The sequence below is a fragment of the Mesorhizobium sp. M0751 genome, assembly GCF_040320265.1.
Lineage (GTDB): Bacteria > Pseudomonadota > Alphaproteobacteria > Rhizobiales > Rhizobiaceae > Mesorhizobium.
Window position 1 is genome coordinate 1 of sequence record NZ_JAMYPH010000042.1, and the last position, 20,978, is coordinate 20,978.

At 59.2% G+C, this 20,978-nt stretch carries 16 protein-coding genes, 2 pseudogenes and 1 riboswitch; all 18 genes and pseudogenes read left to right on the forward strand.

Features of this window, described 5'->3' with window-relative positions:
• The first annotated feature begins 286 nt into the window (after positions 1-286).
• Positions 287-376, forward strand: a riboswitch (glycine riboswitch).
• Between the two features lie 136 nt (positions 377-512).
• The 18 genes and pseudogenes from NKI19_RS31660 (at position 513) to NKI19_RS31745 (ending at position 20,529) form a co-directional block, all read left to right on the forward strand.
• Entirely contained in the window at positions 513-1,754 is a 1,242-nt protein-coding gene (locus tag NKI19_RS31660; protein WP_352567540.1) for a D-amino acid dehydrogenase, read from the forward strand.
• A gap of 11 nt (positions 1,755-1,765) precedes the next feature.
• Positions 1,766-3,967 carry a malate synthase G gene (locus NKI19_RS31665; protein WP_352567539.1) on the forward strand — a complete coding sequence of 734 codons (2,202 nt, stop codon included), beginning with the start codon at positions 1,766-1,768 and terminating at the stop codon, positions 3,965-3,967.
• Positions 3,968-4,192: 225 nt separating this feature from the next.
• On the forward strand, positions 4,193-5,257 hold the full coding sequence (locus NKI19_RS31670) for a C45 family autoproteolytic acyltransferase/hydrolase (protein ID WP_352567538.1): 1,065 nt from the start codon (positions 4,193-4,195) through the stop codon (positions 5,255-5,257).
• Positions 5,258-5,557: 300 nt separating this feature from the next.
• Positions 5,558-6,010, forward strand: a complete 453-nt coding sequence (locus NKI19_RS31675; RefSeq protein WP_352567537.1) for an Lrp/AsnC family transcriptional regulator — start codon at positions 5,558-5,560, stop codon at positions 6,008-6,010.
• A gap of 210 nt (positions 6,011-6,220) precedes the next feature.
• A complete protein-coding gene (locus tag NKI19_RS31680) occupies positions 6,221-7,168 on the forward strand; it encodes an aminotransferase class IV (RefSeq protein ID WP_352567536.1) in 948 nt (315 codons plus the stop codon).
• A gap of 432 nt (positions 7,169-7,600) precedes the next feature.
• Positions 7,601-8,785 carry a glycine C-acetyltransferase gene (locus NKI19_RS31685; protein WP_352567535.1) on the forward strand — a complete coding sequence of 395 codons (1,185 nt, stop codon included), beginning with the start codon at positions 7,601-7,603 and terminating at the stop codon, positions 8,783-8,785.
• 899 nt (positions 8,786-9,684) lie between these two features.
• Positions 9,685-9,857: pseudogene (locus NKI19_RS31690) on the forward strand (IS3 family transposase); the annotation flags it as partial.
• Positions 9,858-10,045: 188 nt separating this feature from the next.
• Positions 10,046-10,294, forward strand: coding sequence for a hypothetical protein (locus NKI19_RS31695; RefSeq protein ID WP_352567534.1), 249 nt, complete (start codon positions 10,046-10,048; stop codon positions 10,292-10,294).
• On the forward strand, positions 10,261-11,868 hold the full coding sequence (locus tag NKI19_RS31700) for an ABC transporter substrate-binding protein (RefSeq protein WP_352567533.1): 1,608 nt from the start codon (positions 10,261-10,263) through the stop codon (positions 11,866-11,868). The genes NKI19_RS31695 and NKI19_RS31700 overlap by 34 nt, the downstream gene beginning before the upstream one ends.
• Positions 11,868-12,809, forward strand: coding sequence for an ABC transporter permease (locus NKI19_RS31705; protein WP_352567532.1), 942 nt, complete (start codon positions 11,868-11,870; stop codon positions 12,807-12,809). Before NKI19_RS31700 ends, NKI19_RS31705 begins: the two co-directional genes overlap by 1 nt.
• Position 12,810: 1 nt before the next feature.
• Positions 12,811-13,692 carry an ABC transporter permease gene (locus tag NKI19_RS31710; RefSeq protein ID WP_352567531.1) on the forward strand — a complete coding sequence of 294 codons (882 nt, stop codon included), beginning with the start codon at positions 12,811-12,813 and terminating at the stop codon, positions 13,690-13,692.
• Between the two features lie 7 nt (positions 13,693-13,699).
• A complete protein-coding gene (locus NKI19_RS31715; RefSeq protein WP_502899370.1) occupies positions 13,700-14,701 on the forward strand; it encodes an ABC transporter ATP-binding protein in 1,002 nt (333 codons plus the stop codon).
• Positions 14,698-15,750, forward strand: coding sequence for an ABC transporter ATP-binding protein (locus NKI19_RS31720; protein WP_352567529.1), 1,053 nt, complete (start codon positions 14,698-14,700; stop codon positions 15,748-15,750). Before NKI19_RS31715 ends, NKI19_RS31720 begins: the two co-directional genes overlap by 4 nt.
• A 60-nt stretch (positions 15,751-15,810) precedes the next feature.
• Complete coding sequence (locus NKI19_RS31725) at positions 15,811-17,202, forward strand: CapA family protein (protein WP_352567528.1); 1,392 nt, start codon at positions 15,811-15,813, stop codon at positions 17,200-17,202.
• Between the two features lie 153 nt (positions 17,203-17,355).
• On the forward strand, positions 17,356-17,925 hold the full coding sequence (locus tag NKI19_RS31730; protein WP_352567527.1) for an aspartate/glutamate racemase family protein: 570 nt from the start codon (positions 17,356-17,358) through the stop codon (positions 17,923-17,925).
• Positions 17,926-18,115: 190 nt separating this feature from the next.
• Positions 18,116-18,806, forward strand: a protein-coding gene (locus NKI19_RS31735) for an IS6 family transposase (protein ID WP_352567526.1) whose coding sequence is annotated in 2 segments (ribosomal slippage) — positions 18,116-18,729 and positions 18,728-18,806 — 693 coding nt in all. Because the reading frame shifts where the segments join, the coding sequence is not laid out codon by codon here.
• A gap of 46 nt (positions 18,807-18,852) precedes the next feature.
• Positions 18,853-19,352: pseudogene (locus NKI19_RS31740) on the forward strand (CapA family protein); the annotation flags it as partial.
• A 121-nt stretch (positions 19,353-19,473) separates the two neighbouring features.
• Positions 19,474-20,529: a C45 family autoproteolytic acyltransferase/hydrolase gene (locus NKI19_RS31745; protein ID WP_352567525.1), complete on the forward strand. Its 1,056-nt coding sequence runs from the start codon at positions 19,474-19,476 to the stop codon at positions 20,527-20,529.
• The last annotated feature ends 449 nt before the right edge of the window (positions 20,530-20,978 follow it).

Consider the following 20,978-nt stretch of genomic DNA (forward strand, 5'->3'; position numbering starts at 1 on the left):
CCGCACGGGCTCGGACCTCGGGAGAGAACTTGTTGGTCGTCTTGCTTGTCATGGCTCCACCTTCTCAGGAGTTGGAGCCTCCGATCAACCCGGGGCGGTTCACCTCGAGTTCTCAAATGTGCTTCCATGAGGTGCTCAAGTGACCCATTTGTTGTTGCCGAAGAAAAAGGGGCATTCTTGGTTCGCGCGTTTCAGCGCGCCGTCAAAAAAGATGGACCTGTTTCACGAATGAGGGATAGCTGGGCGGCAACCGTCGTTGGACAGAGCTATAAACGGAACCGTTCAATATCGCAGTATGGGAGAGATCGGCACGCTGCCGACACCCAAGGAGCAACCCCCAAGGAAACACTCAGGTACAAGCGACCGTACTGCCGAACAATCTGGAGAGAGACGCCGTCAGCGTCCACCGAAGGGAAGCCGGGCCGCTCCGGTTAAACTCTCTACAGGGAACAGATTTGGGGAAGGAACACGGACCGACTGACCCGAACCCGTTGTCCTGTCTGGAGACTGAAATGCCTAAGATTGTTGTGATTGGTGCCGGCATTACCGGCGTGTCGACAGCCTATGCCCTATTGGAACACGGGTATGAGGTCACCGCGCTAGAGCGTCAGCGCTATGCCGCAATGGAGACCTCATTTGCAAACGGCGGCCAGCTGTCGGCAAGCAATGCGGAAGTCTGGAACCACTGGTCGACGATCTTAAAGGGCATCAAGTGGATGGTAAGGCGCGACGCGCCACTCCTCATGAACCCCGCGCCGACATGGCACAAATATAGCTGGCTTGCGGAATTTGTATCCCATATCGCCAAGTATCGCGAGAACACTGTTGCTACCACCCGGCTGGCGATAGCGGCGCGCAGGCACATGTTTGAGATCGCTGAGCGTGAGGGTATCGATTTCGATCACGTTCGCCGGGGAATCCTTCATGTCTATTGGGATAAGACGGGCTTCGACCACGCTACGAAAGTCAATCAACTCCTCGTCGAAGGAGGCCTGGACAGGCGACCGGTCACAGTGAGCGAGATCGCTTCCATTGAGCCGGCCTTGCGGGGCGCTTTCTATGGGGGGTTCTACACACCTTCGGACTCAACAGGCGACATCCACAAGTACACCACCGGATTAGCCCGCGCGTGCGAACGGCGTGGTGGAAGTTTTCACTATGACGCGTCGGTGACGAAGATTGAGCGACGCGACCGGTTGAGGCTGACCTACTCTAACCATGCTTCCCCGGCTCAGGTTATCGAGGCCGACGCGATCGTCGTTTGCGCGGGCTCGAATAGCCGTGACTTCGCGGCGATGTTGGGGGATCGCCTCAACATTTATCCCGTCAAGGGCTACTCAATCACGGTCCAGCTGGAAGACAACGCGGCCCAGGAAGCCGCTCCTTGGGTGAGCATCCTCGATGACCGTGCCAAAATCGTCACCAGCCGGCTTGGTGAAGCGCGCTTCCGAGTGGCCGGGACCGCAGAGTTCAATGGCCAGAACCGTGACATAAGGGAAGACCGCGTAAGGCCTCTGGTAGACTGGACGCGGCAGCTGTTCCCCGGCGTCAACACGAACCGCATCGTGCCGTGGGCTGGCCTCCGTCCAATGATGCCGAACATGATGCCGCGTGTCGGCAAAGGTAAGGCTCCGGGCGTCTACTATAACACCGGGCACGGGCACCTTGGCTGGACACTATCTGCCGCGACATCAGCCATGTTGGCTGAGACCGTCGCAAAGGATCTTCCTGTCCTCGATCATCTGGCGGCATAAGGGAGGATAAGGTGGACATTCAGCAGTTAAACGCCGGCCGCATCGAAGCCGCGGGGCTGAAGATCGACAGGAACCTCTACGACTTCGTGGTGGACGAGGCGCTGCCGGGAACCGGCATCCGCAAGTCGGAATTTTGGGCGGCCTTTTCGGCCATCGTGCACGATCTTGCACCCACAAACCGGGCATTGCTGCGCAAGCGCGACGAGATCCAAGAGGCCATAGACAAGTGGCATCGCCGCCACGGCTCCCATGCCGCTCTGCAATCCTACAAGGCTTTCCTCGAGGAGATCGGTTATCTCGTGAAGGAAGGACCGGACTTCCTAGTCGCCACAGCCAATGTGGACCCGGAGATCACCACGATCGCCGGACCGCAGCTCGTTGTGCCGGTGATGAACGCGCGCTACGCCCTGAACGCGGCCAATGCGCGATGGGGCTCGCTCTACGATGCGCTCTACGGCACCGACGCCGTTTCAGGGGCGCAAGGCGCCGAGCGCGGGCCGCGCTACAATCCCGCGCGCGGCGAGCGGGTAATCGGCTGGGCGCGCAAGCTGCTGGACGATGCCGTACCGCTCGCCGGAGCAAGCTGGAGCGACGCCCGCAGCTTTTCCGTCGAGGAAGCGGTGCTGCGCGTCAAGACCGCGCATGGCAGCATGATCGGCCTGAAGCGGCCGGATCAGTTTGCCGGCTATCTCGGCGCGCCGCATAAGCCCACGCACTTCCTGCTGCGCAACAACGGCATCCATATCGAGGTGCGGATCGACCCGACGTCTGCCATCGGCCAGTCGGACGTTGCCGATATTTCGGACGTCTGGCTGGAATCGGCGATCACAACGATCATGGATTGCGAGGACTCGGTCGCGGCGGTCGACGCCGAGGACAAGGTGATGGTTTATCGAAACTGGCTGGGCCTGATGAACGGCGACCTGTTGGAGGAGATTTCCAAGGGAGGCAAGACCTTTGTACGCAGCCTCAACCCCGACAGAGAGTTCATCGCGCCCGACGGATCGATCTTTCGCCTGCGCGCCCGCGCGCTGATGCTTGTGAGAAATGTGGGGCACGTGATGACCAGTCCGGCGATCCTCGACCGCGACGGCAATGAGGTGCCGGAAGGCATCATGGATGCCATGATCACCGCGATGATCGCGCTGCACGATGTTGGCCTGAATGGCCGGCGGGCAAATTCGCCAGCGGGCTCAGTCTATATCGTGAAGCCGAAGATGCACGGACCCGAGGAGGTCGCCTTCGCGGTCGTCCTCTTCCGCCGGGTCGAGCTGGCGCTTGGGCTTCCGGCCAACACGCTCAAAATGGGCATCATGGACGAGGAGCGCCGCACCACGGTGAACCTCAAGGAGTGCATCCGCGCCGCCCGCGAACGCGTGGTGTTCATTAATACCGGCTTCCTGGACCGCACCGGCGACGAGATCCACACTTCCATGGAAGCGGGGCCGATGATCCGCAAGGGCGACATGAAGCAGTCGACCTGGATCGCGGCCTACGAGAACTGGAATGTGGACGTCGGCCTGGCCTGCGGGCTCGCGGGGCGCGCTCAAATCGGCAAGGGCATGTGGGCGATGCCCGAACTGATGGCGGCCATGCTGGAGCAGAAGATCGGGCATCCGAAGGCCGGCGCCAACACGGCGTGGGTGCCGTCGCCGACGGCGGCGACTCTCCACGCCACGCATTATCACCGCGTCGATGTACATGCGGTGCAGGAGAGCGTGAAGAGCCGTCCGCACGCCAGTCTGGACGATATCCTTTCCATCCCGGTAGCGGTGCGGCCCAATTGGGCACCGGAAGATATGCAGAAGGAGCTCGACAACAACTGCCAGGGCATCCTCGGCTATGTTGTGCGCTGGATCGACCAGGGCGTCGGCTGCTCCAAGGTGCCCGACATCGACGACGTCGCGCTGATGGAGGACCGCGCCACGCTACGCACTTCCTCGCAGCACATCGCGAACTGGCTGCATCACGGGGTTTGCGCGCGCGACCAGGTGATGGAGACGTTGAAGCGCATGGCTGCGGTCGTCGATCAGCAGAACGCCGGCGACCCGCTCTACCGGCCGATGGCATCGGACTTCGACAATTCTATCGCGTTCGCTGCGGCGAGGGATCTGATCTTCACGGGGCGCAAGCAGCCGAGCGGGTATACGGAGCCAGTGCTGCATGCCAGGAGGCGGGAGTTGAAGGCGAGCCTCAACCGATCCAACCAATAGCAAACGATGAATATGAATGCGCTTACCTCGCCCTCGCTAGTCCACGCCAGTGATTGAAGCCGCACCGGCGAGCCACAACATGAAAACCGATGTCCCGCTTCGGCCTCCTGGAAGCGCGGGTTTCGCCGCGGCCTCGCTCGTGCTTGCCGCCGCCTTTGGCGCGAGCCTGCCCTCGGGCTGGTCATCCTATCTTGACGGCACCCCACAGTGAAGCAGAGGCCCCGCATGTCCAGAAATACTATCACCCGTGTATGCGCCAAGGGCGATGCCTTCTCCATAGGCTTCGCGCTCGGGCGGGCCAGCGCCTCCGGCTTCAGCGAAGGGGTCCTGCGCACAGAATATTATCGGGCGCTGAACGCACGCTGGCGCGGATCCGACCATCTGAAGACATTGGAATCCGCGGCGCGCGCCGCGTATCCGCGCTATGTGCGCGAGATCGAGGGGATCGCCCAGGGTGCAGGGCAGGATTTTGAAGACGTCTTCCTTTGGAACTGCCGTGGCGACCTACGCCTACCCGAAGGCATCTCCCCGGCAACGAAAGCTCTCGCTGCCACAGGCTGCACCTCGCTCATGATTCCCGGGGAAGGTGATGGCCCGGCGATTATTGCCCACAATGACGACGGCGCGGCAGAAATTCTCGGCGCCTGTCTCTGGGTCGAAGTCGAGCCGGATGAGGGCCCGGCATGGAGTTGCTTCATGTACCCCGGCATGGTGCAGGGGCACACGTTCGGACTGAACGAGGCTGGGATCGTCCAGACCGTCAACAATATCAGCGCCCACGATCTTCAGCCTGGCGTGCCGCGGCAGATCATCTGCCGCGCGATCCTCGATGCGAGAAGTCTTGACGAAGCGGTTGACATCCTGAAGCGCAAGGACCGCGCGAGTGGCTTCCATCACAATCTCGGCGAGGCGAAGACACGCCGGCTCCTCTCGGTGGAGGCGCCCGCCTCCGGTTTTGCTGTTCGAGAGGTCGCGTCGCCTCGAGCCCATGCCAACCACCTGCTCTTCAGTGAATTCGACGGGCTGGAGCAGACGATTACCCAGTCATCTCGTAACCGGCAGGAAACGGCAGACCGGATGATTGCGGAAGGTGCGCTCGTGGGTGGCGCGGAGGCGGTGCTCTTCGAAGAGAGCGCCCCGATCTACCGCGACACAGACCGGAAATGCGACGACAACATCCATACCCTCGCTACGGGCGTCTTCGCGCTTTTCCCTGATCGCATCGAATGGCGCGCGCACGCTGCACCAGACGAGCGCGACGCACTCAGCGGAACGATGCGCGTCACCTAGCCCACTCTGGCTGCTCCAGTCTAAGTGTTCTAACTCGAGGGTGACCCTCTGGCCACTGCTGGCGCGACGTCTGAAGGAGCAGGGTCTGGCCGTTCGCATTCTCAAGTGTGCTCATTTTAACGGGGGGCTTTGCGGTGCCGATAGATGGGCTCCCTTGACGGGTCCGGTGGACGGCAGTTGATTCTCGCCACTTGCAAGTGGATATTGATTTCCGCATTTCAATCTTTACGGCAAAATGCAATCGAATATAGCGCAGCTCACGACGATAATTGAAATTGCAATCACTGCAGACATGATTCCATGGATGACCTAGATCGAAGGATCCTGACGGCTCTACAGAAGAACAATCGGCTTTCCTTTGCGGAACTGGCGGAATTGGTTGGTTCTTCGGCTGCGTCGTGCATGCGACGAGTGAACAAACTGCGTAACGATGGCGTGATTGTTGCGGACATCTCACTGGTGGATCCCAAGGCTCTTGGCAAATCGCTTACCGTTGTGGTCACGGTAGAGCTTGATCGTGAGCGTCTTGACCTTGTCGATGAATTCAAGCGCGCGATGCGCGCGGCCAAAGAGGTTACCCAGTGCTACATGGTTACGGGCGACGCCGATTTTGTACTGATTGTCGCCGTTGAGGACGTCGAAGCCTTTGACGTTTTCGTCAAGACGAAGCTCTACACTAACCCCAATGTCCGAAAATTCCGGAGCATGATTTCGCTTGATCGTGTCAAGTTCGAACCTCGGGTTATGACTTAGTGTCGGGTGGGTCGCGGTTAAACCGTCAATCCAAGCGGTTTTTTGAAACCACCATTGCGCGTCCAGCATCAAATTGAGCTTTTTTGCCTGATCAACTGTGCAATCTAGAGGGACGCAATCGATCCCGCGTCAGGACGGCGTGAGTAGCCAACCCTTCGACGCGGGGAAAGCAAAGTATATCAGTTTAAAGAAAAAAGAATGGCGCCCACTATGACACAGCTTTCATCTGCGCTTCCAACTATCGACGCGCATTACGTTGATCGACGGCGCTATCCGCACGGGATTGCGTTCATGGACGGGCAATACCTGCCGATGTCCGAGGCCAAGATCTCCGTACTTGATTGGGGTTTCCTGCACTCCGACGCAACCTACGACACGGTGCATGTCTGGAATGGCAGGTTCTTCCGGTTGGATTTGCATCTTGACCGTTTTTTTGGGGGCATTGAACGGCTGCGAATGAAGCTTCCCTACGATCGCGAGAAGATCGCTTCGATCCTTGAAGATTGCGTCGTTCTGTCGGGCCACAAGTCGGCGTACGTGGAGATGATTTGCACGCGCGGTTCCTCCCCGACCTTCAGCCGCGATCCCCGCCAGGCTGAGAACCGCTTCATCGCGTTTGCTGTCCCATTTGGATCGGTTGCCAACAAGGAACAGCTGGAAAGAGGCTTGCACGTCGCGATCAGCGAGACTGTTCGCATTCCGCCCAAATCGATCGATCCCGCGATCAAGAACTATCATTGGCTCGATCTTGTGAAGGGCCTGTTTGACGCCTATGACGTCGGAGCGGAGACGGCGCTGATCCTGGATACCAACGGGCACATCGCGGAGGGCCCTGGCTTCAATGTGTTCGTTGTCAAGGACGGTTCCTTGAGGACGCCCGCTTTTGGCATATTGCCAGGCATCACCCGGCGCACTGTCTTCGATCTTTGCGCCGAGATTGGGCTGTCCGCCACGGCCGCTGACATCAGCCGTGCTGAGATCAAAGCGGCTTGCGAGGTGTTCATCACGTCGACTGCCGGCGGCATCATGCCCGTGACGCGTATCGATGACGCCGCAATCGCTAGCGGGCAGGTCGGACCCATCACCCGCCGGCTGACGGATCTCTATTGGCAAAAGCACGATGATCCCGCATGGTCGACTGCTGTCATTTATCCGTGATCAGAAGCCATGCGGCAGCAGCTTGGCGGATTCGTTCGCGGAGCTCTCACTGAGCTTTGTCATACAAGCTCCCGAATGAAGTGGGCCGTTCGGCGGATGTCCTCCTCGATTTGGCGGACTTCCGACCCACATACCCGACTCCTTCCACCGCTTCACCGCCGCCAGCTGTCGGCAAAAGAGCGCCCGTCCGCGATGGTACGGCGAACGTTGCGGTACCAGGATGCCTACCTGAAAGGTGACTGGACCGTCGCTTTTTCTAGAGATGATGCTGCCGGTTTGCTCGTGGTCACAAATCTCTGTTGGGGTTAAGACGGCCTCGGCTCTGGCTACGTTCGCGACGACCTACTGTTGAAGGAATCGGCAGCGGTTACAACTCGAATTGAGCATGTGGTTGCGTAGGCCGTCTTCCATACCATTCCTGCGGAGGTGCCGATGAAGAATGCATTCATTGCCCATTTGTCGGCGGAACTGGCTGTTTTGAAGTCCGCGGGACTCTACAAGTCCGAGCGGGTGATCACCTCGATGCAGTCTGCCGAAATCCAGGTTGCCGGTCAGAGAGTGTTGAATTTCTGCGCCAACAACTATCTCGGCCTCGCCGACAGCGAGGAACTTCGCGAGGCAGCCAAGGTCGCGCTCGATCGCTACGGTTACGGTATGGCTTCGGTGCGCTTTATCTGCGGCACGCAGGAGGAGCACAAGCAGCTCGAGACGCGGATCTCATCCTTCCTCGGCATGGAGGAGACGATCCTCTACGGCTCTTGTTTCGACGCCAATGGCGGGCTGTTCGAGACGCTGCTTTCCGAAGAGGACGCCGTCATTTCCGATGCGCTCAACCATGCCTCAATCATCGACGGCGTCCGGCTGTCGAAGGCAAAGCGCTTCCGCTACGCCAACAACGACATGACGGCGTTGGAAGAAGAATTGAAGAAGGCGGAAGGCAGCCGCTTCAAGCTGATCGCCACCGACGGCGTGTTCTCCATGGACGGCATCATCGCCAACCTGCGGGGCATCTGCGATCAGGCGGAAAAATACGATGCCATGGTGATGGTCGACGATAGCCACGCGGTGGGCTTCGTCGGCAAAAACGGCCGCGGTTCGGCCGAGCATTGTGGCGTCGAGGGCAGGGTGGACATCATCACCGGAACGCTTGGCAAGGCACTCGGCGGCGCCTCTGGCGGCTATACCAGCGGCAAGAGACAGGTGGTGGACTGGCTGCGACAGCGCTCGCGCCCCTATCTGTTCTCCAACACGCTCATGCCGGCGATCGCCGCTGCCTCGCTCAAGGTATTGGAGCTGATCGCCGATGGCGACGAGTTGCGTCGGCGCCTATTTGGCAATGCAGAGCGTTTCCGGTCGAAAATGGGCCAACTCGGCTTTACGCTGGCCGGCGCCGACCACCCGATCATCCCGGTGATGCTGGGCGACGCGGCATCAGCGCAGGAGATGGCAACCCACATGCTGAAGCGCGGCATCTACGTAATCGGTTTTTCCTTCCCCGTGGTGCCGAAAGGCCAGGCGCGCATCCGTACGCAGATGTCGGCCGCGCATTCGACCGAGGATATCGACCGTGCGGTGGAGGCCTTTAGACAGGTAGGCAGGGAATTGGGGACCATCTGATGTTGAATATGGCTGAGCGCGTTTATGGCGCGCAAGGCTCATATTTTGGACTCCGCGGGGGAAGGAATATTTTCGATCATGTCTCTCGCCGCATTCTTCATCCATGGTGGGCAAGGCCATTTTGGCTCAAGATCGTCCCGGCCAAGGGGTAGCCCAACTGTCGAGATGCGACGGAGATCACTTCGGATGGCCTGTATGCCGCAACACGCAAAGGCAGATCGAATAGGGATTGTGGCACTCCCGTAAAGGTGCATTGTGCCTGTTCTTCGGCCTGGACCACGCCCGTAGCGCCATTGCCGAATGGCGGGAGGACTTCAATCCTGTTTCATAGCACCCTTTGCGCTCCAGATGATGCGACCCAATCTTCTCATGCATCATGATCCACGCCCTCCCGTTTTGCGGCACCCTGGCCGTCGACGTGTCCAAGCATCAGGCTGACCATCAGCATCGTCACTGATCGGCGCGCCTCGGCCAGCTTGCCATTGCGGCGTCTGCACCGTGTCGGCGCCGTTCGGCTTCGAGAACAGATCGAAAAGGTATGTCGTGGGTTGGCGCGGCATGGACATCTCCCCGATTCGCGTGACAGCCCGATGCTGCGCCCATCTCCGGTGATTGCGATGGCCCCCGTGTCGTGGAGCAGTTTCGCCAGGGTGCCCAGCGCGGCAGGGTAGACGTGCGGAGCAGTCGTGATGCGCCAGCTCGCGCTGAGGGCTCCTATCGACCGGGAATCTCCAGCCAACGACCTGATACCCGGCCACAAAGACTGCAGCGGAAAGCCTCGGCTTCGTTCTTGTCGATCATTTCATGAATACGGACCTCGCGACCCGCCCAAGGATGCCATGGATAGAGAAGCTCGCGCTCCGGGCTGGTTCCGTGGGTGTTCCGTCGCCGAGTTGCTCAACACCGCAAGGCCCCATTCCTCACTCGGCTACCAGACCCCGACAGCCTATGAGGTCATTACCGCAACGGGCTCCGACGCTGTGCCGATGGAAGGCTCCGCGCCTCCGCCGGTTGCTCAACCCGCGCCAAGAGGCGTAACAAAGCGGCCAAGGCTCTAATCGCCGCTGGATGACAGTTCAGTGGCAGGTCAACTACGGCCAGAAAAGTGCAGGGAATACAATCGACGCAGAAGAAATCCGTTGCGGCATCGGCCTTCTTTCTGGGCGAGAACCTGCAGCCTGGCCGGAAGCATGATCTCCGTGACAGCTTCATACCACCGTCTGCGCCCGGAAGATAAGCTTCCGCGCCAGGGAGCCGGAGATGTTTCATATCCCGCCGCTCTGTGGCGTCTCTATTTCAGCAGTCGCTGCATTTTGGCAAAAATTATGCTTGGCCCGGTGCTACCAATTCCAAATTGCACCACCCGATCAGGCGCTTGTTGAAAACGACAAGAAGTCCCTGGCTGATGGCACCCGCAAAAGCTCAAAAAACCGCGCGACTCAATCGCGTCTAGAACTCGAAAGGGGAACAGGAACATGGCAATCTCTCGACGCAATCTCATTAAAATGAGCATGGCCGCCGGAGCGGCGTTATCAAGCCCGTCTATCCTGCGGGCGCAGACAACCCCGCGCGACGCGCAAACAGTCCGTTTTGCCACGGGTGATCTCACCGTTTTCGATCCGATCTTTACGACGACTGACGGCACCCAAGCTCATGGCCTTGCCATCTACGACACCCTGTTCGCGCTTGACTCTGCGCTGAAGCCCCAGCCGCAAATGGTGGCGAAATGGGAAGTTTCCGCCGATAAGAAAACCTATACTTTTGAGCTTCGCGATGGACTGGGCTGGCACGATGGCACGCCTGTTACCGCAGCCGACTGCGTGGCCTCGATCCGCCGCTGGGGGCAGGCAGCTACCGGCGGACAAGTGCTCATGGAGCGGGCCAAGGATATTTCAAAGAAAGGCGACAAGAGCTTCACAATTATACTCCAGGAACCCTTAGGGATATTGATTGATATGCTGGGGGGAGTCGCTGCTCCGGTTCCGTTCATTATGCGTGAAAAGGATGCGGGCCACCCCGCAACCGAGCAGGTGACCACGAACATTGGGTCGGGACCGTTCAAGTTTAATGAAGCCCTTGCCAGACCGGGCGCGAGCTTCACCTATGATAGAAATGAAAAGTACGTACCGCGCAACGAGCCGTTTGACCGACTCGCCGGCGGAAAAATTGTCAAGGTCGATCGCGTCATTTGGAACAATATCGCCGATCAGCAGACTGCCTTAGCGGCGTTGCAAGCAGGCGAGGTTGATCTACAAACATACGCGCCTGCTGATCTTTACGGTGTAATTGAGAGTGACCCCAATCTGGTGCTGCAGGTTTTAAATAAGTCGGGCAACGACCTGGGTCTACGCATGAATCATCTGCAGAAGCCCTTCGACAACGTGAAGGCACGCCAAGCCATGCTTCACCTCATCGACCAGGACGCTTTCTTGGGCGTTATGGCTCCCGATCCGAGGTTCGGCCGTCCGGTCACTTCAATATTCGGGAACAGCACGCCCTATTCCAACGACGAAAACACCGGCTGGTTCAAGAAGGGCGGCGACCCGGAAAAAGCCAAGCAACTGTTCAAGGAGGCGGGATACGCCGGTGAGAAGGTCGTCATTCTCGATCCCACGAGCTGGGCGCAAGGCCACGCCGCGTCCCAGCTTTTGGCGATCACGCTGCAGAAGATTGGTATCAATGCCGAACTTGCACCGAGCGACTGGGGCGGGGTTGTCGCCCGCCGGGCCAACAAAGGTCCCGTTGAAAGCGGCGGCTGGAACATTTTCATCACGGACGATCCTGACTACGTCCAAGGCGACCCGATTACGGCGGTCTTCCCCAACGCGGGCGATCATGCCTGGTTCGGATGGCCGAAGAGCGACGAGTATGAAGCGCTTAGAGCCAAGTGGCCGGATGTGACGACCCTGGAGGAACGGAAGGCCTTGGCCCGCCAAATGCAACGTGTTTGGTGGGATTTCGTCGGCGATGTCAGACTAGGCCAGATTGTGAGCCCAATTGCGCGTCGCAAGACGCTAACTGGCCTCATCGAGGTACCGACGATATATTTCCCGATGTGGAACATGCAGAAAGCCTCCGCTTAATGGTAGCGTACATCCTGCGTAGAATGGTTTCGACCATCGCCGTCATGGCGATGGTCGGGATCTTTGTTTTCCTGCTTCTCAGGTTGGCGCCCGGAGACCCGGCGGCAATCATGGCCGGCAAGTCGGCCACGGCGGAGATGATCGCCGGCATTCGGGAAAAGCTGGGCCTAAACGATCCTCTGCCAGTTCAGTTCATACGCTGGGTGCGCGACATGCTTCGTGGTGATTTCGGCAATTCGATCTTTGCCGGGCGACCGGTTCTCGATCTCATCTCGCAGCGGCTGGAGCCGACGCTTTCTCTGTCGAGCCTGACGATGATCCTTGCAGTGACGATCGGGGTCTCCTTCGGCGTCCTTGCCGCGTGGCGAACTGGTGGGCTCGTTGACCGCCTCCTCGCGGCCTTTTCGGCACTCGGTTATTCCGTCCCCGTCTTTGTTATCGGCTATTTCCTGATATATTTCTTCGCCGTCAGGACACACTGGCTACCGGTCCAGGGCTATGCGCCGATCAATGGCGGCCTCGGGCCTTGGTTTGTGCACCTGATCCTTCCCACCGTGGCTCTTAGTCTTGCCTACATTGCATTCATTGCCCGAGTTACGCGGGCGAGCATGATCGAGGTGCTGTCGGAAGACTATATGCGAACGGCCGCTGCCAAGGGCGCTTCGTCCTATGCCATGCTTTTCCACCATGCCTTGAAGAATGCCGGCGTCCCCATCCTGACCGTCATCGGCATAAGCTTCGCCTATCTGATCGGCGGCGTCGTCCTCACTGAAACGGTGTTCAACATCCCCGGTATCGGTCGTCTGGTCGTCGATGCGATCAACAATCGCGACTATCCCATCATCCAGAGCGTGCTCATCCTGACTTCAGGTCTGTACGTCCTGATCAACCTCGCGGTCGATCTGGCCTATACGCTGATCGATCCCCGGATCCGGTACTGATATGACGCTCATCTCCGCACCAGTTGAAGCCGTGCCGATGGGTCGGCTGCAGCTATCCGATCTTCCCCGTCTCGCAAGGCGGAACCCGCTGGTCCTGGTCGGCGGCGGCCTCCTAGCACTTCTGATTATTTTGGCGCTCCTTGCCCCGCATTACGCTGGGGATCCCGTGAACATGGACCCGTTCAAGCGTCTGCAGCCGCCGTCGGCCGAAATGTGGTTTGGGAGCGACAATCTGGGCCGTGACGTGTTTGCCCGAACGATCTTCGGCGCCCGCATCTCCCTGATGGTTGGATTGCTTTCGGCGGCATGCGCGGCTCTTGCCGGGCTCCTGATCGGTGTTGTCGCAGGTTATAGCCGCGGCTTCGACAACATCATTATGCGGGTCATGGATGGCCTGATGTCGATACCGACGGTTCTGTTGGCCATTGCGCTCATTTCTCTGACAGGGCCCGGGATCGGCATTCTCATCGTCGCCATCGCGATCCCAGAGACTCCAGCCGTCGCGCGGCTGGTTCGTTCGGTGGTTCTGGGTGTTCGCGAGCGTCCTTATGTGGAGGCCGCGCTCTGCGGCGGGGCGCGCCTGCCCAAGGTGCTGTGGCGTCATATCCTGCCGAGCACAGTTCCGGCACTGATGGTCCAAAGCGCCACAGTCTGCGCCAGCGCGATCCTGACGGAAGCGGGGCTGAGCTTCCTCGGCGTAGGCGTGCCGTCCGAGATTCCGAGCTGGGGCAACATGATCGCCAGTTCGCGCCTGTATCTTGCAATCGCGCCTATGACGATCTTCGCGCCCGGTATCTGCCTTGCCGTGACGGTCCTTGCCGTCAACCTGCTCGGGGACGGTTTGCGCGATATGTTCGATCCCCGCTCAAAGGGGAGACGCTGACATGCTGATGAGAGAATCTGCAAAGGATGATGTGCTTCTCGACGTTCACGATCTTGAGACACACTTTTACGGCGAGGAAAGCGTCACCCGCGCCTTAGGCGGCATCAGCTTCCAGGTGAAGAAAGGCGAGACGCTCGGCGTCGTCGGCGAATCCGGATGCGGGAAAAGCGTCACCGCTCTTTCCATCCTTCGCCTGCTGCCGAAGCTGACCGCCAAGACCATCGGCGGCGAGGTCCGCTTTCACGGACGCGACATCCTTGAGCTGTCCGATCGGGAGATGCGACATATCCGCGGCGCCCAGATCGCCATGATCTTCCAGGAGCCGATGACGAGCTTGAACCCGGTCTATACGGTTGGCCACCAGATTGCCGAGGCGGTGCAGATCCACACGAAAGCGTCCCGCTCGGTGGCCATCACAAAGGCCGAAGAGATGCTCCGTCTCGTCCGCATCGCGGACCCCGAACGGCGCGTCAGCAACTATCCTCACGAACTGTCCGGCGGGATGCGCCAGCGCGCCATGATTGCCATGGCTCTTGCCTGCTCACCGGAGCTGTTGATCGCCGACGAGCCGACGACTGCGCTCGACGTCACGATCCAGGCACAGATCTTGCGACTCATCGTCGATATGAAAGAGCGCACGGGAACAGCCGTCATGTTCATCACGCACGATCTGGGTGTTGTAGCCGAGACATGCCAACGCGTGATTGTCATGTATGCTGGCCAGATTGTAGAACAAGCGGACGTGATGGATCTGTTTGCGCGTCCGGCGCACCCCTACACTCAGGGTCTCATGCGATCGGTGCCTGATCGGCGACGCGGCCGCCAGCGTCGCCTTCCGGAAATTCCCGGCATCGTGCCAAGTCTGCGCGAACCTATTGTCGGCTGCAGTTTTGCCCCTCGCTGCCCGTTCGCGATCGATATCTGCCGCGAAAAGACACCCGCTCTGCGCTATGTCGACTCGGGCCACACCGCAGCTTGCTGGCGCGCCGAAGAGGTGATGGGCGCATGAACGGTCCTCTGCTGAAAGTCGAGAATCTGACTAAGCATTATCCGCTCGCTGCTGGATTTCTGAAGAAGACCATTCCGGTGATCAGGGCGGTGGAGGATGTTTCCTTTTCCGTCGAAGCGGGCGAGACACTTTGCATCGTCGGTGAATCCGGTTGCGGCAAATCCACCGTGGCGCGGCTCCTGATGCGACTAACGGAGCCAACGGCCGGACGCGTGCTGATCGACGGGACCGACATTGCGGGCCTCAAGAAGGATGCCCTTCACGCGTGGCGCCGTCGGATGCAGATGGTTTTCCAGGATCCTTACTCATCGCTCAATCCTCGGCTTACCGCTGGACAGATCATCACCGAACCCGTCGAGAACTTTGAGCGCCTCAACCGGAAGCAGCGCAACGCGCTTGCTGCGGACCTTCTTCGAAAAGTCGGAATGTCGCCCGAGATGATGCACAGGCTCCCGTCCGAATTGTCAGGCGGTCAGCGCCAGCGGCTCGGCATTGCACGTGCCCTGTCGCTCAACCCCTCTCTTATCATCGCCGACGAAGCGGTTTCAGCCCTTGATGTCTCCGTGCAGGCGCAGATTCTGAATCTGCTTCTGGACCTCCAGCAGCAGATGGGCATCGCCTTCGTCTTCATCTCGCACGACCTTGGCGTCGTGGAGCATATCGCGCATCGCGTTGCCGTCATGTACCTGGGGCGGATCGTGGAGCTCGCCCCGAGCGAGGCGCTATTCGCGAAACCGGTCCATCCCTACACCGAGGCGCTGATCGCGGCAGCTCCGGTGCCTGACCCGACGCGAGTGCGGCTGGAGGTACCCGTCGAAGGCGAGGTGCCGAGCCCGATCAGTCCGCCGACCGGATGCGCATTTCACCCGCGCTGCCCGCTTGCAGTCGAGCGTTGCCGCATCGAGGTCCCGCCCTTGGTGCCGATGGAGGACGGGCGGGTGGTGGCCTGTCATGTGCGCGCTCCGGCCGCGGGCATTCCGGGACAGCCGGATATGGTGGGCAGCGCTCGACTCGCACAAGTGGTAGAGCCACACGGTTCGGCGTTCTAGGCATCGGAAAAACGCAGATACGGCGACAGCCAAAATCGCAGTTGTGAAAAGTAGGGGATCATGGAGAGAGAGTCACACCAGAACAGACACCATCCAATCCATCAGGATGGAGGCTTTGATACCATCGGTTCAATTGCCACAAACGTCGAAGACGGCTTTACGATCGCTGCAGTTGGCGACCTTCTGTACGCGCGTCCAGTAACTAATGGCCATTATCCGGGCTTGGCCGATGTTCTCAAGATATTTCAGGGAGCCGATGTTACTTTTGGCAACTTGGAAACCAACATCTTAGATGTTCAATCCAGAGGATGCCCGCAGGCGGAGTACGGCGGGGCCTATTGCATCAGCCACCCGGAGCTGGGATTTGACTTGAGGGCCATGGGCTTCAACATGGTCAGTCGTGCAAACAACCACACGCTCGACTGGGGCGTTGAAGGCATGCGTGAGACGAGCCGCGCGCTTGATAGGAACGGAATCATCCATGCGGGCGCCGGCGAGAATCTCGCACAAGCCGGCGCCGCTCGCTTCATGGAGACGCCACGCGGGCGTGTGGCGATGATGTCATTTGCCTCGACGTTCGGACGCATCGCTCGTGCATGCGATCCGGCAGGCGAGGCACACGGCAGGCCAGGTCTAAACCCCCTTCGTCTCACGAAGAGCATCATAGTTCCGCCGGAGATGCTCGAGACCTTGAGACAGGTGCGCGAAATGCTACCAGGCGACAAACCCGCCGTGATGGATCCAAGCCGGGTGGTACTCGGCGGCGTCACCTACAAAGCAGGTAACAAAGCCCACTACAGCTTCGAACCTAATCCGCTTGATGTCGCCAACATCCTGCGGAACGTTCGTCAGGGTAAGCAGTTCTCCGACTTCTGCATCGCCACGAACCACGGACACGAACCGGGGGAATGGAGCTTGGAGCCAGCTGACTACGAACAATCTTTTGCCCGCAACCTTATTGATGCCGGAGCGGACTCATACATCGTGCACGGACCGCATGTATTGCGAGGCATCGAGATCTACAAAGGACGACCTATTTTTTACAGCCTGGGGAATTTTTTCTGTCAGGACCTACGGACGCCAGTAGGCGCTGACATGTATGAGGTTTACGGCAAGGATCCGCGGGTCGATACGGACGCCGAGGTGACGGTCGACGAGGTGGCAAAAGGATACCCGACGGCAGAAGGATTAGTCGGGCCCCAATCTGGCCAAGAATTTTATGAAAGCATTGTTGCCGTCAGCCGCTTTGAGCAGAATCAGCTTGCTGAATTGAAGTTGATTCCGATCGAGCTCCGTCGCTCGATGCGGTTTGCCAACCGGGGAGTACCGCGCCTCGCTTCCCCTGCGCTGGCAGTGACCATCCTGGAGCGCCTACGGAAGCTCTCGAAGCCATTTGGGACCCAGATCGAGATTGAGAACGGCGTTGGATTCATCCGACCGCCGCTCGGCTAGATGTTTGATCCCGGAGTTGCTCAATGAGCGAGCCATTGGAGTTTGGTGACTTAGGAAGGCAACAACGGTCGAAGGAGTCTCCCATCACATGGAGCCGCAAGGGACGCACAAGCTATACGCGCAATCGCTCCAAAACGTTGGGAGCAGGAGAATTTGGTCCCCATACGGGCAAGGCTTGTTAAGTCTGCCGAGCGCTTAAGTGCGGCAGGATGTGATTTCTTCGTATGTCCGGACAATACTGCCCATCTCGCTCTTGAATCGAACGGTCCAGAATTACAGCTGCCAGGACTTCACATCGCCGATGTTGTCACCACAGAGGCAAGAAGACAGGGATATCGGAAGCTTGGGATTTTGGGTACGAAATGGACGATGACTAAGCCAATGTATCTCGAGGCTGCACAGAGAAAGGGACTTCAGGCTGTAGCTCCCAATGAGATGGATAGGGGTTATATCAACGAGGTTATCTTCTCGGAACTTTGTAATGGAGTGTTCACAGACGTGGCCCGAGCGAAGCATGTACGGATCATCGACAGTCTCAAGGCGTCCGGATGTGAGGCAATCGTCCTAGGATGCACTGAATTTCCATTACTTATATCACTTATATCGTCTGAGTCGTCGCCACTTCCAACGCTAGATTCTACGCGTCTGCTTGCCCATTACGCACTTGAGGTCGCGCTCGGCACACAAGATCTTCCGAATTGGCGCGGCGGTCCGGCGAACTGATGTTCTTGGGCGTTTACCCTTCGCTCACCCCCGGCGGGGGGATCGGCTTTGGCCCATGCGCAGAGTAAGGCCAGCCAGCTCATACAGTAAGCACTTCGCGCTTGCCTGTATGCTCTACCGCCGCATGTGTCGCAAACTTTTGGTAACTCGGCTGCGGCATGACAGCTCTTCGATGTTCGGGAAGCGCTCAATGTTCAAAGGAAGGCACTTCGATCGATCCGTGATCCTTCAGTGCGTGCGGTGGTATCTGACCTACAATCTGAGCTTGCGTGATCTGGAAGAGATGACGGCCGAGCGAGGCCTGAACGTCGACCACTCCACCGTGCATCGTTGGGTCGTTCACTTCTCGCCCCAGCTTCTGGAGCGTTTCGACAAACGCAAGCGGACCGTCACCGGTAAGTGGCATGTGGACGAGACCAATATCAAGGTTCGCGGCCGTTGCATGTACCTTTACCGCGCCATCGACAGCGGCGGTGACACGGTCGAATTCTTCTTCAGCGAACACCGTGATCTTCCGGCGGCCAAACGCTTCCTGCGCAAGGCGCTTGCCCACCATGGACGCCCGAACCGCATCGTCGTCGACGGCAGTCAGACCAATCGTGAGGCAATCATTTCCTGCGATACTGAAAGCCGTCTGCGGGAGCGATCACACAAACCACCGATCCATATCCGCAACAGCCAATACCTCAACAATCGGATCGAACAGGATCACCGGCGCATCAAGCGCCGCGTTCGATCCATGCTCGGCTTCAAGTCTATGGAGAATGCCCAGATCACCCTCTCCGGCATCGAGCTGGTCCATGATGCGAAAGCGACAGGCGAGGTTCGCCTACAATCCGAGTCCGTCAATTGCCAAGCAATTCGAAATGCTCACCGTCTGATCGATGCTCCCAGGCGACGCTCTTCCCGTCAACATCCCGGAATTGCGACAGAGCCGGAGCGGATGCATATATTGTACACGGGCCGCATATATTGCGAGGCATCGAAATCTACAAAGGCCGACCTATCTTTTACAGCCTGGGGAATTTCTTCTGCCAGGACCTTCGGACACCGGTCGGCGCTGACATGTTCGATGTGTACGACAAGGATCCAAGAGTTCACACGGACGCCGAGGTGACGTCGATGAGGTGGCAAAAGGGTATCCCACAGCAGAGGGACTCGTTGGCTCTTAATCCGATGCGGTTTTCTATGAGAGCGTTGTCGCCGTCAGCCGCTATGAAGACAATCAGCCTGCTGAGTTGCGGCTCTATCCTATCGAGCTCGGACGCTCGAAAAGATTTGCCAACCGAGGCGTGCCGCGGCTCGCCCCCGAACCGCAAGCAAAAGCTATCCTCGAGCGCTTGCAGACGCTTTCCAAGCCCTGTGGGGCCCAAATCGAGATTGACAACTGTGTTGGGTTCATCCGGCTGCAGCCGGGCTCGGCCTAACGGGACATGGAACATTTGTGCCCGTGGCTTGCTGGCGGCTCCCGGAACTCCGCGTCCCCTGATCCTGCTCCGGCTCGCCCGGGTAGCTTCATGATAACGTCACAGAGAACGAAGGCCAAATATGTCCAGAAACACGATTTCCCGCGTCCACGCTAAGGGCGACGCCTTCTCCATAGGCTTCGCGGTCGGGCGCGCCTGCGCCGCCGCTGGCTGCCTTGAACGCACTTTGGGCAGCGAGCTGTACCGCGCCCTGGACGCCCGCTGGCGCGGATCGGAATATCTGAAGACGCTAGAATCCGCCGCCCGTGGAGTATATCCCCGCTATGTGCGCGAGATCGAGGGAATCGCTGCAGGCCTTCATCAGGATTTTGAAACTGTCTTCCTCTGGAACTGCATGGGCGACCTGCGGCTTCCGGAGGGTGTCTCGCCGGCGACGAAAATCATCGCGGAGACGGGCTGCACCTCGCTCCTGATTCCGGCGAAAGGGAACGGCCCGGCGATACTCGCGCATAACGAGGATGGCGAGGCGGAGTTTCGCGGCGCCTGTCTCTGGGTCGAGGCCGAGCCCGACGAGGGCCCGGCTTGGAGCAGCTTCACGTATCCCGGCATGCTGTCGGGCGATTTCGGCCTGAACCAAGCCGGCATAGTCCAGGCTATGAACAACATCACACCTAACGATCTTCAGCCAGGCGTGCCGCGGCACATCATAATCCGCGCGACGATGGATGCGAAAGGGTTGGACGAAGCGATCGAAATCTTGAAACGTAAGGACCGCGCCAGCGGCTACCATCACAATCTCGGTGAGGCGAAAACGCGTCGGCTTGTATCTGTTGAGGCTCCGGCTTCAGGCTGCGCCGTTCGAGAGGTCTGGTTGCCCCGAGCCCACGCGAATCACATGCTTTACGGGGAATTCGACGGCCTGAAGCAGACGATCAACCCTTCTTCGCGTGACCGCCAGGAGGCGGCGGACCGAATGATCGCGGAAGGCGCGCTCGCGAACGGCGCGGAGGCTGTGCTCTTCGATGAGACCGCCCCGATCTATAAGAACCGACAAGACGAAGACTCCCAGACCCTCGCCATGGGCGTCTTCGAGCTTTTCCCTGACCGCGTTGAATGGCGCGTGCACGCCGCTCCCGAGGAGCGCAACGCGTTAAGCGGAACGATGCGGGTCGTGTAGTCCGCTGCCGCTGCGCCGCATCTTCTGCGCGACGTATTTAATTAGGTACCAACCGGTTCTGTCGCAGGGGCTCTCAGAGTTCCTTTGGGGGTAGGCTTCGAGACGACCACCCCCCCGAAGTCTCTTGCTCCACGAAATCGGCCATTGAACGATGCGCTTTTGTTAGGGAATGGTCATTGACAACGCACTGCCTGTAGGACCGTGGCTTCCACGCGCCGAGGCAAGTGCCAGTGGTGCGGTGAATTCACATTCCGGAGCAATGCGATGGGGCATGTGCCGACGTCGTGGCTAGTCCGCAGCGACTAAAAGCGCCTACTTCGAAAAGCTCTGTCGCTTTGCCAGCTTGACGTAAGCGGGTAGCTGATGCCGTTCAGCGATGGTAGTTCCAAGGCATGAGCGCCTCGATAGCGCTGTTTGGCCAGCCATTGGCGATGCGCTCGAGGGTCTGG